Source organism: Alteromonas sp. LOR, from assembly GCF_000753865.1.
GTDB lineage: Bacteria > Pseudomonadota > Gammaproteobacteria > Enterobacterales > Alteromonadaceae > Alteromonas.
In genome coordinates this window covers 31,510-48,078 of the sequence record NZ_JQFW01000022.1, presented here as the reverse complement: position 1 = coordinate 48,078, position 16,569 = coordinate 31,510, and the positions used below count along the sequence as shown (strand labels likewise).

Below are 16,569 nucleotides of genomic sequence, written 5' to 3'. Positions count from 1 at the left end.
TTATTGAAAGCGCTGCAACCTTTATCTCATAACATACTGACTTTAAAAGAATCCGAGTGGATCCTCGCTATAACTGACCAACAGGTTTTTGGTTTGTTGATAGTGACTAAGCGCTAGCTTGTGTGTCTCTCGGCCAATACCTGATTTTTTATATCCTCCAAAAGCCGCATGGGCTGGGTACATGTGATAGCAGTTAGTCCATACCCTGCCCGCTTCTATTTTGCGTCCCATGCGATAGGCCAAATTCATATTTCGACTCCACACGCCAGCACCTAAACCAAACTCGGAACTATTGGCCAATTTGAGGGCTTCAGCTTCATCTTTAAACGTAGACATAGAAATAACGGGCCCAAAAATTTCCTCTTGAAATACTCGCATATCGTTGGTGCCTTTCAACAGCGTTGGCTGAATATAAAAACCGCCGTTGAGTTCGTCAGTTAGCTTTTCTATATTGCCGCCGGTAAGCACCTCTGCGCCTTCTTTTTTGCCGATATCAATGTAATTCAAGATTTTATTAAACTGGGCCTCCGACGCCTGAGCACCAACCATGGTTTCGGTATCAAGAGGGTTACCGCGAATAATTTGAGCGGTACGCTCAAGTATTTTCTCCATAAACTTGTCGTATATATCCTTTTGGATGAATAAGCGAGATGGACAGGTACACACTTCCCCTTGGTTAAAGTACGCGAGCACTGCTCCTTCAATCGCTTTTGAAAGAAATGCATCATCGTGGTCCATGACATCGTTGAAGAATATATTAGGTGACTTACCGCCAAGCTCTACGGTAGAGGGAATAATATTATCTGCAGCACATTTCAAAATATGAGAGCCAACAGGGGTAGAGCCTGTGAAGGCAATTTTGGCAATTCGTTTACTGGTTGCTAGCGCTTCTCCGGCTTCTTTGCCAAACCCGTTGACAATGTTGAGTACTCCCGGCGGAAGTAAATCACCCACTATTTCTGCTAACACTAAAATAGATGCAGGCGTTTGCTCGGCAGGCTTAAGCACAACGCAATTCCCAGCGGCCAGCGCAGGTGCTAATTTCCAAGCGGCCATCAGAATAGGAAAATTCCAGGGAATAATTTGCCCCACCACACCCAGAGGCTCGTGAAAATGATAGGCAACCGTTGTTTCATCAATTTCACCAATAGAGCCATCTTGCGAACGCAAGCAACCGGCAAAGTATCTAAAGTGATCTGCTGCTAAAGGAATATCTGCAGCGAGGGTTTCCCGCACTGCTTTACCGTTATCCCACGAATCGGCAACAGCGAGTAGCTCGAGGTTTTCATCAATGCGATCTGCAATTTTAAGGAGGATATTGCTGCGCTCAGTAACCGAAGTGGTTCCCCACTCAGCTTTCACGGCATGGGCTTTATCCAGCGCAAGATTAATGTCAGCACTATCTGAACGGGGTATTTTACAGAATACCTTGCCATTAACTGGGCTAATATTGTCAAAATAGTTTCCATTGACCGGCTTCACCCACTCTCCTCCAATGTAATTCCCGTACTCAGATTTAAAGTTTACGAGGGCACCATCGCTTCCAGGGTTTGCATAAATCATATCTTTACTCTCTTTTTGTTGTTTAAAGGGGTAAATCGCTATCGCTATTAGTCGTAACTCTTGACGAAAAAAACATGCTTTATATTTACCGATGCTTTACATTAAACTAACAAATTGGCGTTCTCTTGATTTGCTGTCCAAGAAACTTGTCTGTAATTCCACAATTAACAAGTACAAGAAAAAGTACGGGAAAAAGTAAAGGTTAAAGATGCACACACCAAGATTAGATAAAAAGCGTCAACAGCTTGATGTATTGATCGAAAATAAGGTGACGTTTGCTGCCGACAACAGTGAACTGAGTATTTACGATACCTACGAAAGCGCTCAAAAAGTGGCGCTTCACTCAGATGAACTTCTTTTTTGCGCCATGCTGTCTGGCAAAAAAATTATGCATGTGGATAGTAGTCAGTATCACAACGCTTTTTTACCTCATGAGTCTTTTGTCATTGCGCCAAAACAGAAGGTGCTGATTGACTTCCCTCAAGCTTCGTTAAATACCCCTACCACATGCCTTGCGATTGAAATAAGTAAAGATAAGATTAACGCAGTATCTGAGGCGCTGAATATGCAGCAGAGAATAGCGTCAGACGGATTGTTTGAATACACACCAGATTTAGTACATACAAAGCACAATGCTCAAACCCAACAGCTTCTAGAGCGAATGGTACATTTATTCAGTGAGCAGGGCGCAGAGCGTCACTATTTAATTGATTTATCGCTGAATGAACTGATCACTCGTTTGCTTCAGCAACAAAGCCGAGATTTGCTGCTTGCTAGCTCACAGACACTGCAACTTAAAGGGAAAATAAGTAACGCGATTGAATACATAGAAAGCCATTTAGCAGAAGAATTGGATATCAATGAGTTGTGTAAAATAGCGTGTATGAGCAGAAGCAAGTTTTATCAGCAGTTTAGACTGGCCTTTGGCACCACACCAGCGCTGTTTCAAAGGCAGTTAAGATTACAAAAAGCCCGCTCTCAACTGTTAAAAGGCAAGGCAATTAGCAGCGTATGCTTTGATCTAGGCTTTAATAGCGCAAGCCACTTCAGTCGCTTGTTCAAACAAGCTTTTGGCATTGCCCCACGGGAATGCCGACACTAGCCTTCGTGCTAATGTGGTAGTTGAAATGAGTGAATAGAATAAAAAGATTGATGCACTGAGGGGTTGAAAGCATTGTTCGACTTAAATCGATTCACACCCGTTTCATATCCACATGAGGGATATCATCTTCCAAATACATAGGCGATATAGAAACAAAACCAAAGCTTTCATAGAAAGACAGCAGATACTCTTGTGCGCCTATTTCAATGGCTTCATTAGGCCACAGCATTTCGCACTCTGCTATCGCTTTATTAACTAACGTTTTACCCGCCCCTTTGCCGCGAACGTCTTTATGCGTTGCAATTCGCCCAATACTGACTGACGGAAAGCTAACACCCTTAGACAGCAGTCTCGCACAAGCGACTAAGATACCATCAACAAACCCCATAAGGTGCCGAGTATCAGGGTGCCTGTCTTTTTCGTCAAGTTCAGGGTAAGGACAGGTTTGCTCTACCACAAACACATCAACTCTCAACTTTAACAAGTCGAAGAGTTGATTAGTCGTTAGTTCATTGAAAGAACACAGTTGCCAAGTAATGACCAAACCAGTTACCACGTTAAATCATCAGGGATTTCGTAGTCAGCATACCAGTCATCTTCTGCTTCATCTTTACCGTCTGTACCGCTCTTATCTAAATCGGCACGGTAAACAATAACGCTATCGTCGCGCTGGGCTATTTTATCCGCCACAGGCGTCGGCACTAGCTCATACGCATCATCAAGTAACACGACGGTTAAACGACCCTTTGTCACCTGGCGATGAATGTCTGCGCTCACGTACATACGCTTTACTACATTATCGTGGGTAAAGTTGAGCACCGTATCGCCTTTGCGCGCTTGCTTATTAGTTTCAATAAGCTGTTTAACCTGAGCGACAATCGACCGTTTCTCTCGTTCGTTTTGCTGAAGCTGGTTCAGCTCTCGCGAACGTTCCTTTTTCTCTTCTGCTGCTTTTTGAGCAGCCAGAGTGGCTTCATCCACTACTGGCTTCTTCTGTTTCTGCTTTTTGCGCTTTTCAGCACGGGCTTTTTTAGCCGTGCCTTTGTCCGCTAATCCCGCTTTCAAAAGTTGGTCTTGTAAAGAGGCCATATTTCGTTTAATTACCTATTTAGTTACTTCTTTTTGGCTTTAGATTTTGCCGCTGGCTTCTTTGCAGCTGGCTTTTTCGGTGCCTGCTCTTGCCACTTGCCGTTCTCATACCACGCCGACCATCCAGTCGCTTTGCCCTCTGCATTCTCACTCATCACGTACTGTTGCTTTGTCTTACGACTGTATCGAACAATAGTCTCGTTTCCGTCTGAATCTTTAGCTGGCGCATCGGCAAGATAATAGAACTTAGGCGAAATACGGTCTCTAAAGCGAGCAAGTTCGTGAACTTTAGGCGCACGGGTCTCTCTGGACTTAGGGAAATTGTGGGCCGCTAAGAAAATACCTGAAGCACCATCACGCAGCATAAAGTGTGCGTCGGTTTTCTCGCATGGAAGTTCCGGTAAATCCACTGGATCTTCTTTAGGTGGAGCTGCTTCACCATTTCGAAGTAGTTTACGGGTGTTTTTGCATTCTTCGTTAGTACAACCAAAGTATTTGCCAAATCGACCGTTTTTCAGCTCCATATCACTGCTGCATTTATCGCATTCAATGATAGGGCCGTCGTACCCTTTTATTTTAAAGGTACCGGTTTCAACAACTGTTCCGTCACAGGTAGGCGTGTTACCACACACGTGTAACTTTCTCGTCTCATCCACGAGATAGCTGTCCATCGCTGTGCCGCACTTAGCGCAACGTTTTTTAGAGCGCAGTGCTTCGGTTTCTAGCTCTTCTTCGTCATCAACCTTCACCACCTCATCACCCGATGTTAGGTTCATGGTGTTGGTACAGCGTTCTTTAGGTGGCAGGTTGTAGCCTGAACACCCTAAAAAGACCCCTGTGGAAGCAGTCCTAACGTTCATTTCACGGCCGCACTTCTCGCACTCTATGCCAGCAGGAATAGCCTGGTTTAGGCGCATACCACCGTCTTCTGGATCTTTTTCAGCGTTTAATAATTTACCGTAGAAGTCACTGTAAAAGTCGTTAAGTACGTCTTTCCAATTTTTATTGCCTTCGGCGATATCATCTAAGTGCTGCTCCATATTCGCGGTAAAGTCGAAGCTCATTAAATCGTCGAAGTTTTCCATCAAACGATCGTTCACTATCTCGCCCATTTTTTCAGCGTAGAAGCGTTTATTATCCAGCCTTACATAACCGCGATCTTGAATGGTTGAGATAATACTGGCGTAAGTCGACGGACGGCCAATTCCGCGTTTTTCAAGCTCTTTTACCAAGGAAGCTTCGTTAAAGCGAGCTACAGGCTTAGTGAAATGCTGCTTTGGATCTAATTCGTTTAGCGTAAGTGAATCGCCCTTTTGCACGTCAGGTAGCAATAATTCATCGTCACCTTTTTTGCGCAACTGAGGTTGAACACGTGTCCAACCGTCAAATTTAAGCACTCGGCCTTTTGCGGTGAGTTCATAGTCCGCCGCAACCACTTTAATCGTTGTTGCATCGTATTTAGCAGGTGTCATTTGACAGGCTAAGAATTGACGCCAAATTAGCTCGTAAAGACGCTGAGCATCACGCTCCATATCGCCTAGACTTGCCGCACTTATGGTCACGTTTGAAGGACGAATAGCTTCGTGAGCCTCTTGTGCACCCTCTTTACTGCCGTAGCGTATGGCAGAATCGGGTAGATATTTATCACCGAAATTATCGGTAATATAAGCCCTTGCACTTTCAACCGCTTCTTGGCTTAAGTTGGTTGAGTCAGTACGCATATACGTGATGTATCCAGCCTCATAAAGACGCTGAGCCATCATCATCGTTTTCTTAACGCCAAAGCCTAGACGAGTGCTCGCCGCCTGCTGAAGGGTTGATGTAATAAATGGTGCAGAGGGACGGCTTGACGTAGGCTTAGACTCACGACTTTCAACGGTGTAATCGGCACCTTTTAAATCGGCTAATGCCTTATCTGCATCGTCTTTATTTTTTGGCTTAAATGCACTGCCCTGATACTTGGCCACAAGCATTTTTAGCGCAGCTTGTTCCTTGCTGGTAAGGTCTGCGTGAATATCCCAAAACTCTTCGGGGACAAACGCTTTAATCTCTCGCTCACGCTCTACCACCAAACGCACTGCAACAGACTGAACGCGCCCTGCAGACAATCCTCGGGCTACTTTTTTCCAAAGTAGAGGCGATACCATAAAACCAACGACTCTATCGAGGAACCGTCGTGCTTGCTGCGCATTAACACGAGAGATATTAAGCTCACCAGGCGCAGAGAACGCATCCTGAATGGCATTTTTTGTAATTTCGTTAAACACCACACGCTGGTAGGTTTTGCCTTTGCTGCCGAGTAATTCCTGTAGATGCCAGGCAATGGCCTCTCCTTCTCGGTCCAAATCCGTTGCGAGGTAGATGGTGTCGGCATCTTTAGCCAACTTCTTTAGTTCGTTAACAACTTTTTCTTTACCTTGCAGCACTTGATAATGAGCATGCCAATTTTTTTCAGGATCGACGCCCATTCTGTCTACAAGTTTTAAATATTCATGGCGGCGAAGGTATTCTTGACGTGCTTCGTCGCTGTATGTTTTGAGTTCTTTTGCCGGTTTTTTAGGCTCTACGTTACCTAAAGCCTTCGTTGGAAGATCCCGAACATGGCCAACCGAACTTTTTACGATAAAATCTTTACCAAGATATTTATTTATCGTTTTCGCTTTGGCTGGTGACTCGACTATGACCAGTGATTTTGCCATATAATTGAACTAAACCTATTGATTTTAAATGACTTCTTACGTCAAATACCGAAAATTGATGCAACCTTGCACTATATATAGGGTGCCCGCTCTTTTTTAACATATATCTACAAAGTGAATGGAAAACAAGATCTTCTTCATACTTATTCTTCCACTTGCTTCAATCTCACACAAAAACTGTACAAGAAATAAGCAGCGCGATTGGCAAAGCCTTTAAAAGCCGTATAATGCCAGCCATTCCACTAACACCACTGCGCCCTGTTACAGGTTAAATGCGCATTGGTGGTAAAAAAAGCGCGATTGTTGAACGCCTTGCTGAATGCCTAGAACTATACAGCGTAGCGTTCAAATGCCCAAACACCAAATAGAGGGAAAGTATGAAGCAATTTGAAGTGAATTTTGATGGCCTTGTTGGCCCAACCCACAACTATGCCGGTTTATCATTCGGTAATGTTGCTTCTCTCAACAATGCCAATGCAGTGAGTAGTCCAAAGCAGGCTGCTAAACAGGGATTGGCCAAAGCGAAAGCGCTGTCGGACATGGGAATGATGCAAGGCGTGTTGGCTCCGCAAGAACGACCTGACATTAACGCGCTACGTCGATTAGGCTTCACCGGCACAGATGCGAGGGTACTAGAAAGCGCTGCAAAGCAATCTCGCGAGATATTTTTAGCATGTTGCTCTGCCAGTAGCATGTGGACAGCAAATGCCGCCACTGTGTCTCCTAGTGCCGATACAGCGGACGGACGGGTGCATTTCACCCCTGCAAACTTAACAAACAAGTTTCACAGGTCGTTAGAACCTCAAGTCACAGGCAATATTTTGCGCGGTACGTTTGCAAACGATACCTACTTTGCCCATCACCAACATCTGCCTGACAATGAACATTTTGGCGATGAAGGTGCAGCAAACCATACCCGTTTGTGCAGCGATTATAACGAAGCGGGTGTTGAGTTATTTGTTTACGGTAGACATGCCTTTGACCCCTCAAAGCCTGCACCAACAAAATACCCCGCTAGACAAACACTTGAAGCGTGTCAAGCGGTAGCTCGTTTACATGGTTTGCGTGACGAAGGTGTTGTGTATATGCAGCAAAACCCTGATGTTATTGATCAAGGTGTATTTCACAACGATGTTATCGCGGTAGGTAACCAAAACGTACTGTTCTTCCATGAACAAGCGTTTCATGAAAAAGATAAAGGGTTTGCCGAGTTACAGCGTAAGTTTGGTGAAAAGCCACTGCACTTCATTGAAGTGCCTACAGCACAAGTGTCAGTGCAAGACGCAGTGAAAACCTATTTGTTTAATACGCAAATCATTACTCTGCCAAATGGTGAAATGACGATTATTGCGCCTACGGACTGTGCTGAGAACGATTCAGTTAAAGCCTATTTAGACAACCTTATCACTCTGGGTACGCCCATAAAGTCGGTTAACTATTTCGATGTCAAACAAAGCATGCGAAACGGTGGCGGCCCGGCGTGTTTGCGCTTGCGCGTAGCAATGAGTGAAGAGGAGCTAAACGGTGTTAATCAATCTACTCTGATCAACGACTCCCAATTTGCTCGGCTAAATGCGTGGATAGATAAGCACTATCGCGATGAATTAAGTGAAGATGACTTAAGAGATCCGCAGTTACTTATTGAGTCGCGCACTGCACTTGATGAACTTACGCAGCTGCTTCAAATAGGTTCGGTTTATCCGTTTCAGCAGGGGTAATAGCCTATTCAATGCGCTTTAGCGTAAGTAGCTTTCACAGCATATTAAAAAGCCGGCAATGAAGCCGGCTTTTTATTGTCAACGAGTCCTGTTACCTATCTAATGGCATTACGGAGTCACCTCAGTACATTGGTCTGTTACGCCAAACGGATTAGCCGGCGGGGATGAACCTTCATCAGTTACATCATCAGCAGAAATGCTCAATGTATAATGCATCGATGCTTTAGCTTCACTACCTGTCGATTGACCGAATACAGAAATAACCGCATCGTACCAAACCGCATAGCTTGCAGGATAACGATACTCTAGTTCTGCATAGCCATTCTCATCAGTCACCGAGTCTACTGCAAATGTGATTGTGCCAACCGAACCTGGCGTTAACATATCGTCGCCATTGGTATCCTCGTCGCGAGGCGTAGTGTCTAAAATACCGTTGTCATTCACATCTTCAGTTTCACAGTTTTGATTGACGATAGCCTGCCAAATGGATTCATCATCGTTGTAAAACCAAAAGCCGGTACGATACTCGCCGCCATCCACAAATTTAACAGGGGTAACAGATGCAGTAAGCTCTACGCCACTAACAGGCTGACCCACAGAGTCTGACACAAATACGCTGAAGCGTTTTAAGTAGGTTGTTGAAGTAGGCTCTTCCAACTCGTTACCGGTACCGATCGAGATATCAAAAGCACGGTTACCAACGGTTAAAACAACATCGTCTTCTATTGCCGGATCATCAGCAACGAATGCTGTAATAACCACCGCGTCAGGCGTAGAAACAGAACCTGACGTAAATACAGTAGTCGCAATGCCTTTACTGTCTGTTGTTGCTTGTGAAGGTGAAACAAAACCGGTTGAAACGTCTGACACTGAGAAATTAATCACACTGTTTTTCACCAAATTGCCATCTATGTCTCTCACAACAGCGCTTATAGTGCTGGTTTGTCCGTCTGGACCCAATAAATCCGGTGACGCATCAGCAATTAACGTGTGTGGAGTGGTAGCAACAAACTCAATTTGCGTGAGCGCAGAAACAAGTACATCGCCATTCACGTCTGTCGCCGTTGCCGTGATAGATGATATGCCGGCATTGGTTGAGCTTATGCTAATTGTAGCCTCACCGTTTGCATCGGTTGCCACCGTTGATGCACCGTTTATTACACCGCGTGAAGCACTAAACGTAATGTCTTCGCCAACGACGGGTGAATTATTCTGACGCCACTGCACTGTAATCGACTGCTGCTGGCCTACAGGCACTTCTTCAGTAGGGAGATTGACGAAGTTAAATTCATCTTGCTGTACTTGCACAGTAAACGTAGCACTGGCATTAAGCGCGGTCGCCGTAATTGTATTTTCCCCTGACTCTGATGCGGTATAGGATACCGTTGCCTGGCCTGTAGAGCCGGTGTTCACCTCAGAGGCACCAAGTGTACCGCCGCTGGCTTCAAGCTGGACAGATTGATTCAGTATTGATGTGCCATCAGAGTCTTGAACGCGGATGGTGTAATTTACCGTATCATTTAAAATAACTGATGATGCACCGTTTACCGTTACTTCCGTTCCATCAATTTCGATAGACACGTTTTCTGGGCTAAGGGAACCTGCTTGTGCTGAAACCGTGACAATGCGATTAGCGGCATTGTTTCGAGTAGATAATAGTGCACGGGCGGTACCATCTGCCGCTGTAGTAGTTTGAATAAGCTGTAATTCAACGCCATCTGCGCTCGGCGCTGAAAAGCTCACTTCCACGCCTTCCATCAGCACGCTTTGCTCGTTTTTAACCAGTGCAATTAACTCAACTTCATCGCTACCGCTTGATGCTAGTTGAATACTGTCTGCAAAAAGCTCTAGCGAGGCAGGCTCTTCACTGACACTAGTGCGACCTTGAGAACTAAAGGTTGTAGAACCTGACTCGCCCGTTGGTAGGGTAACGGTTACTTCTCCATCGCCAGATAAATCGCTTACCGTCATACCAATGGATGCAATACCGTTTTCATCTGTTAATGCAGTTGCCGTGTCGTTTGAAAACTCTGCTAGGTCACTGTTGCTCAGTGAGAACGTAAGCAATACGTCGTCTTGTGGATTCCCATCTGCGTCAGTCACCGTTGCAACAGCGGTAAGTGCGTTATTAGTAGAAAGCTCATTGTCTTCCTCGCCATCACTGTTTTGCAATGTCAGTGTTACGGACGATTCTGTTGAGCCGGTTGCTGCAGCTGTTGCCGAAAATGTCGTCGTTCCCGTCTCCCCAGTATTTAAACTGGCGGTGATTTGACCGTCGCCCGACGCGGTGCTGGCATTAAGGCCTATACGCGCGACCCCGCTGTCATTGGTGCGTGCGGTGCCTGTATCATTGGCAAAGCTTGCCAGCGCGGCATTGTCCAGCGCAAAAGTCACTAAGCTGTCAGACAGTGCATTACCGTCTTGGTCGGTGACTGTGGCTACCACGGTGAGGCTGTTGTTTTCTGATAAATTGTTATCGCCTTCACCATTGGCATTTTCAAGGGCAAGAGACACCGTATAGGTCGGTGTAGTCGTCCCACCGTTGCCATTTCCAGCACCATTGTCCGTGTCGTCTCTAGAGACGGAACCGCCTCCCCCACATGCTGTTAGCATAAATATTGCGCTAAATAAGCTTAGCGTCTTCGCTAATGTCCGCATAATTCGTTCCTGAACCTCTATTAATGGCAATTGCGTCGTTTTTTATGTTTAAAAATCAAATGAATCTGGCACACTACGTGAGACTAAAAAATATAATAATGCACAGGGAACTTTCATGTCTCAATCTGCACACAAGTATAGTTTAACCGCTCGCATCTTTATCGGCATGGCAACCGGTATCTTGACAGGCGTGTTACTCCAATTATTGTTTGATGATAGCGGAGATTTCACATTTTCGATATTCGGTTTAGAACTCTCTACGTATAACATTCTTGTAGAAGGTATATTTTCAACTTTAGGCCAAATATTCATTGCCAGCTTAAAAATGCTGGTGGTGCCATTGGTATTCGTTTCACTAATATGTGGAACTAGCACACTGTCAGACCCCAGTAAGTTAGGTCGGTTAGGCGCAAAGTCTGTCGGACTTTATGTTGTCACAACCGCCATAGCAATAACACTGGCTATGAGTATAGCGTTAATTGTTGCACCAGGCGACGGGCTAAATTTAGCGACTGAGACCACGTTCCAGGCAAAAGAAGCACCGAGCCTGTCAGACGTTATCGTCAACATGTTCCCCAGTAATCCTATCAATTCTATGGCACAAGGGAATATGCTGCAAATAATTGTTTTTGCAGTGCTATTTGGTATAGCAATGGCAATGACGGGGAATGCAGGTAAACGACTTACCGCCGTATTTGAAGATATCAACACAGTAATAATGCGCTTGGTGACTATTATTATGAACCTAGCACCCTATGGTGTGTATGTGTTGATGGCAAAGCTGTTCTCAACCATTGGCGGCGATACCATTCTCAGCCTTGCCAAATACTTTTTCTTGGTATTCGGCGTGCTTATTCTTCACGGTTTGGTGACCTACTCGGTACTGCTCAAGGTACTTGCTGGACTAAACCCACTTATATTACTTAAGAAAATGCGCGATGCCGCCCTGTTCGCCTTTAGTACATCAAGCAGCAGTGCAACCCTGCCTGTGACTATGGAAACGGCAAAGAACAAGTTAGGGGTGGGTAACTCGGTGTCTTCATTTACCTTACCTTTAGGCGCAACCATTAATATGGACGGCACCGCTATTATGCAGGGTGTTGCCACGGTATTTATTGCTCAGGTTTACGCTGTCGACTTAAGCTTAGGCGATTACATGATGGTTGTGTTAACCGCCACATTGGCGTCAATCGGTACTGCAGGTGTGCCAGGTGTTGGTCTCATTATGCTTGCCATGGTGCTTCAGCAAGTCAACTTACCCGTTGAGGGAATTGCCCTTATTATCGGTGTAGACAGACTGCTTGATATGACCCGTACTGCCGTTAACATTACTGGCGATTGCATGGTGTCCTGTGTTGTTGCTAAAAGCGAAGGCGCGTTAGATGAAGATATATTTAACGACCCTAACGCGGGTGAAAAACAAGAAGACGTAGACTTTGAGCACTTCGACCGCAACAAATAATGGCAAGATGAGATTATAAACGTCATGGCAAGAATAGCTTAGGCGTTTGTCTTTTCTTTATCCCATACATAAAAAGGTAGCTTATACGCTACCTTTTTTATTGGGCTTTCATATCAAACCCTATTCGCTTCAATACGTTTACCCTGCTTCAATGCGTTCACCCTGCTTCAATGCGTTCACCCTGCTTCAATACGGTAACCCTGCTTCAATACGGTCACCCGTATGTCCTCAACGCCGCATAGTCATGATGCTGGCAACGAATAACGCACCCGCAATGATACTGGCGGTCATCTTGGGGTACTTATTAGCGATCATATTAGTTTTCTTAATAGTATTCTTATTAGTGCTCTTATTAGTAGCAGGGCAATTAATGAAGCGCTGAGGACGGTGATATTTTTACCGCCTTTTGGGCTGGGTACAGCGTAGCCAAAACACATAATGTTAAGGCCACAGTGATTGTTATGCCAACGTCTCCCCAGTGTAGCTCAGACGGTAAAAAGTCAATAAAGTAGATATCGCCTGAGAGCACCTCAATACCTAAAGCGTTTTCTATAAACAGCACGATTGCAGACAAGTTAGGGGCGACTAACAACGCTAATAAGACACCTGTTGTGATACCCACCACCCCATTAATGATCCCTTGTAAGATAAAAATAGTCCGTATCAGCGAATCTGTAGCGCCCATTGTCTTTAAAATTGCAATGGCGGCTTGTTTTTCCCTTACTGCCATCACCAGAGAAGACACAATATTAAAGCAGGCAACACCAATCACAAGCACAAGGGCGATGTAAACCACTGCCCTTACCAGTTGAATATCGTTGTACAGGTGCCCCTGAGTGCGAGTCCAATCAGACATATACACGGCTTGTGGATAGCTATAGCCTATCTCTCGCATAATCTCATTGGCAGAGTACGCATCGTAAAACGTGAATTGCATGCCCTGAGCCTTTGACGTTATTTCGGCCGCATTCGATGCCATATCAAGATGCATTAACCCTACTAGGTTGTCCAACTCTCCACCTATGGATAAAAACCCACTCACCGTAAGGGTAATTGTTTTAGGCGCTTTAAACGTTAGGTCATTCGTTGCTACAGGAACTAATACCTGCACGGCATCGCCTGGCTGCACGCCAAGCTTTTCAGCAATACCTTGACCAATTAACACCCCTTTATCGTTGGCTTGAAACGATAACCACTGAGGCTGTGATACCCGTTCTTCAAAATGCTGCTGATTGTCTTTTGCAATAATACCCGTTAGTTCTATTGCTTTTAGCTCTCCCTTGTATTGCAACATTCCTGTTAGCTTTGTATAGGGCGTAACCCGCGCTATTCTCTCGTCTTGCTCCAAACGATAGCGCTGGGCGTCAAGGTTATCGATTCCTCTCTTATCAACGCTGTAAAGCTCTCCGTGGGGAATAACACTGAGTATTCTATTAGTGAGCTCTTTTTCAAATCCGTTCATAACACTTAATAGCAATATAAGTACAAAACAACCAAGCGCTATACCTACCGTTGACGACATGGAAATAAAAGAAATAAAGCGCTGCTGCGAGCGCGTTTTACGAAACTGCCTTGCAAGTTCTAATGCGAACATTATGACTGCATCCCAACAGCGTCAGACTGAACCAGCTTTCCATCTTTAATACGCAGTACTCTATCCATTCTGTTTGCTAGCGCTAAATCGTGGGTTACCACCACAAATGCGGTGTGCTTTTTCTCACTTAACGAGGTTAGCAGCTTATATATTTGCTCACCCGTGCTGTCGTCTAAATTACCGGTGGGCTCATCGGCCAGCACAACGGAAGGCTCTGTCACAAGCGCTCGGGCAATTGCAACCCGCTGACGTTCACCGCCAGAGAGGGCCGCAGGCAGATGAGAGATACGGTGTGATAAGCCAACTTCTTCAAGCATGGCTTTGGCTTTATCTTGGGCTGCCTTTGCTGAAAGCCCTCTTATTCTTAGAGGCATAGCCACATTTTCTAGTGCCGAAAATTCACCCAGTAAGTGATGAAACTGGTAAATGAACCCCATCTCTTCGTTGCGTAACGCAGCAAGAGTATTCGCGTTTAGGGAGGATAAGGTTTTGCCTTTAAATTGTACTTCCCCACTGCTTGGCTTATCGAGCCCACCAAGCAAATGAAGCAAGGTACTTTTGCCTGAGCCTGAGCTACCTAAAATGGCAACATGCTCACCGGCTTTAATTGACAGTGATATGTCTTGAAGAACGGGAGTTTCATTACTGCCGTCGTGATAACTTTTATGAATGTTGTGGCAACAAAGCACGTCCTGCATGCGGTTTTTCTTCTCTATTTATCCGTGTGCGAATGGTAGCGTTAAACACTACCAACACCAAATAGAAAATAACAGGGGCATGTTATTTTGGCGGTTTATACTTTTTCTTGTTAAAAACCCGTTATTTAAGCGCTCTGTTGTACACTTTCTGCAAGGCTTTCTACTGATTGTGGTTTTCCATATAGCCAACCCTGACCGAAACCAACGGACAGGTTGCGCAGTTCACTGGCCTGTTCACTGTTTTCTACGCCTTCAGCAATTAACTTAATTTCAAGGCCGTTGGCAATACCAACAATGTGAGGAATAAGGGATGAACGAATACTGTTCTCTTCCATTTCCATAACAAAGCTTCTATCAATTTTTAAGAAATCGCAGTTCATCGTCTTCAACTGACTAAGATTTGAGTAGCCTACACCAAAATCATCAATAGCAAACAGGAACCCTTTACTCTTCAATGATTTAATATGCTTGATGGCACTGTGCGTTGAAATTTGCTCATCTTCAGTAATTTCCAGCACTAGCTTAAAATCTTTTGTATTGAGTGTAAGTGCAAAATCGAGATCGAGGCAGTAGTCTTGGTTAAAATCCATGGGAAATAAGTTAAATGAAACCTTAAACCCTTTAGGAATACCCTCACAGTTAGTAAGTTCAAGCATAGATTTTTTGATCATGTCTTCTGTGAACTCTCGGGTAATTCCTAGCGCTTTAATTTGTGGAATAAACTCATCAGGATAAATCGCGCCTAATTCATCCTCAAAACGACTTAACACCTCACAGCCAATAACCTCTCCGGTATCAAGGTCTACAAAGGGCTGATACACGCAATAAAAACTAGATTTTGCCAAGCCTCTTTTTATTCTCGACTCAAGAGAATGTTTATGGCGAAGGTAGTTAAACGTAAACATATGAGAAAACGCTGCAGTCATTAGCATGATAAGAAACAAAAGAAACAGCTTGCCAATATGTAGCTCGAATAAACGATTCATATCCGGCTTTACTTTTAGGCAGGTGAGATAATAAACGTCATGGCATAGAGTAAAATCTAAAGACAGACGTGAGCTGTCTGACAATTCATGTTCAGCGATGGAACTTTCAATCAGCGTTTCGTTACCCGCCATGTGGTAAAACTTATCGCCGTTATAAAAAAGCTGCCAGTCTTGAGAGCGACTGAAACCTATGGTGCTCTCCATGTCGAGAACGGCATTGTAACGGCCTCTTCTAACAATGGTGCCAGCCGCTTTTTCGTCGAATAGCGCAAGGGGAGTATTTATCCAGAAGATGTCGTCTTGCACCGTCACAAAATCAGGCTCAGCATCGGAAAAGGGCACATCAAGGATACCTAAGTAGGTACTACAACTTAGCGCATCGTTTTCATAAAACCCTATTTCTTTGACGAAGCGAGAGCGAAACAAAACTTTTCTCATCTCAAAAAGGTGAGCATCGTCACAGACCAAAAAAGGTAAATCATTGACTCTGTCAAGAGTAACCGCGGCATCTTGAAACACCATACCCACGCCATCTAAGATGCCTACGGCACGCTTTTCTTCCTGCGATCTCACGAATGAAAACATAAGCAGCATAAGAAGGAATGTGACCATTACAACACTGAGTAAAGCGACAAGCGTCGCTTTCGCTTTATCAGCGAGAATATAATTATTGGTGGTTTCCTGAGGCATTCGAGAACATGTGTTTAATAGTGTTAGACCGTATAAAGAGTAAACTATTTTGCAAAAAAAACACTTGGACTTTCGTTCAAATACAACGAGGGAAATTATGGATGTAGACTGGTGGTGACTGTAAAGGCTGAGAAAAAACAGATGGGATGAAATGTGTTGAAGTATAAGGACCATTGATGGCGGAGCGGACGGGACTCGAACCCGCGACCCCCGGCGTGACAGGCCGGTATTCTAACCAACTGAACTACCGCTCCACACAATGGGCTTACAAATATAACGTTAGCTTTACTTCAATGCATAACTTGCAGTT

11 protein-coding genes and 1 tRNA gene are annotated in these 16,569 nt (G+C 44.7%); 3 read left to right on the top strand and 9 right to left on the bottom strand.

The genetic code is table 11. From position 1 onward, the window contains the following. Positions 1 to 42: 42 nt before the first annotated feature. A complete protein-coding gene (gene exaC / locus JV36_RS0109420) occupies positions 43 to 1,563 on the bottom strand; it encodes an acetaldehyde dehydrogenase ExaC (protein ID WP_032095787.1) in 1,521 nt (506 codons plus the stop codon). A gap of 208 nt (positions 1,564 to 1,771) precedes the next feature. Here exaC and JV36_RS0109415 point away from each other — a divergent pair, with 208 nt between their 5' ends. Then, entirely contained in the window at positions 1,772 to 2,665 is an 894-nt protein-coding gene (locus tag JV36_RS0109415; protein WP_032095786.1) for an AraC family transcriptional regulator, read from the top strand. 91 nt (positions 2,666 to 2,756) lie between these two features. Here JV36_RS0109415 and JV36_RS0109410 read toward each other — a convergent pair whose 3' ends face one another. From JV36_RS0109410 to topA, 3 genes are read right to left on the bottom strand one after another with little or no spacing between them, the layout of a single operon-like run. Next, positions 2,757 to 3,221: a GNAT family N-acetyltransferase gene (locus JV36_RS0109410; protein ID WP_235207815.1), complete on the bottom strand. Its 465-nt coding sequence runs from the start codon at positions 3,219 to 3,221 to the stop codon at positions 2,757 to 2,759. Next, the gene (locus JV36_RS0109405) at positions 3,215 to 3,754 is read right to left on the bottom strand and encodes a DUF2058 domain-containing protein (RefSeq protein WP_032095785.1); all 540 of its coding nucleotides are present in this window, start codon (positions 3,752 to 3,754) and stop codon (positions 3,215 to 3,217) included. The genes JV36_RS0109410 and JV36_RS0109405 overlap by 7 nt, the downstream gene beginning before the upstream one ends. A gap of 23 nt (positions 3,755 to 3,777) precedes the next feature. Next, positions 3,778 to 6,453, bottom strand: a complete 2,676-nt coding sequence (gene topA / locus JV36_RS0109400; protein WP_032095784.1) for a type I DNA topoisomerase — start codon at positions 6,451 to 6,453, stop codon at positions 3,778 to 3,780. A gap of 377 nt (positions 6,454 to 6,830) precedes the next feature. Here topA and astB point away from each other — a divergent pair, with 377 nt between their 5' ends. Next, the gene (astB, locus tag JV36_RS0109395; RefSeq protein WP_032095783.1) at positions 6,831 to 8,171 is read left to right on the top strand and encodes an N-succinylarginine dihydrolase; all 1,341 of its coding nucleotides are present in this window, start codon (positions 6,831 to 6,833) and stop codon (positions 8,169 to 8,171) included. 108 nt (positions 8,172 to 8,279) lie between these two features. Here the strand turns inward: astB and JV36_RS0109390 are convergent, their stop codons facing one another. Beyond that, entirely contained in the window at positions 8,280 to 10,829 is a 2,550-nt protein-coding gene (locus tag JV36_RS0109390) for an Ig-like domain-containing protein (RefSeq protein WP_032095782.1), read from the bottom strand. A gap of 115 nt (positions 10,830 to 10,944) precedes the next feature. Here JV36_RS0109390 and JV36_RS0109385 point away from each other — a divergent pair, with 115 nt between their 5' ends. Then, positions 10,945 to 12,291 carry a dicarboxylate/amino acid:cation symporter gene (locus tag JV36_RS0109385; RefSeq protein WP_032095781.1) on the top strand — a complete coding sequence of 449 codons (1,347 nt, stop codon included), beginning with the start codon at positions 10,945 to 10,947 and terminating at the stop codon, positions 12,289 to 12,291. A 367-nt stretch (positions 12,292 to 12,658) separates the two neighbouring features. Here the strand turns inward: JV36_RS0109385 and JV36_RS0109380 are convergent, their stop codons facing one another. The 4 genes from JV36_RS0109380 to JV36_RS0109365 all read right to left on the bottom strand — a co-directional run bounded on the left by JV36_RS0109380 (position 12,659) and on the right by JV36_RS0109365 (position 16,513). Continuing rightward, entirely contained in the window at positions 12,659 to 13,885 is a 1,227-nt protein-coding gene (locus JV36_RS0109380; protein ID WP_032095780.1) for a lipoprotein-releasing ABC transporter permease subunit, read from the bottom strand. Then, a complete protein-coding gene (lolD, locus tag JV36_RS0109375; protein ID WP_032095779.1) occupies positions 13,885 to 14,583 on the bottom strand; it encodes a lipoprotein-releasing ABC transporter ATP-binding protein LolD in 699 nt (232 codons plus the stop codon). Before lolD ends, JV36_RS0109380 begins: the two co-directional genes overlap by 1 nt. A 125-nt stretch (positions 14,584 to 14,708) precedes the next feature. Further along, the gene (locus tag JV36_RS0109370) at positions 14,709 to 16,259 is read right to left on the bottom strand and encodes an EAL domain-containing protein (RefSeq protein WP_032095778.1); all 1,551 of its coding nucleotides are present in this window, start codon (positions 16,257 to 16,259) and stop codon (positions 14,709 to 14,711) included. 177 nt (positions 16,260 to 16,436) lie between these two features. Further along, positions 16,437 to 16,513 (bottom strand) — tRNA-Asp (locus tag JV36_RS0109365). Between the last annotated feature and the right edge of the window lie 56 nt (positions 16,514 to 16,569).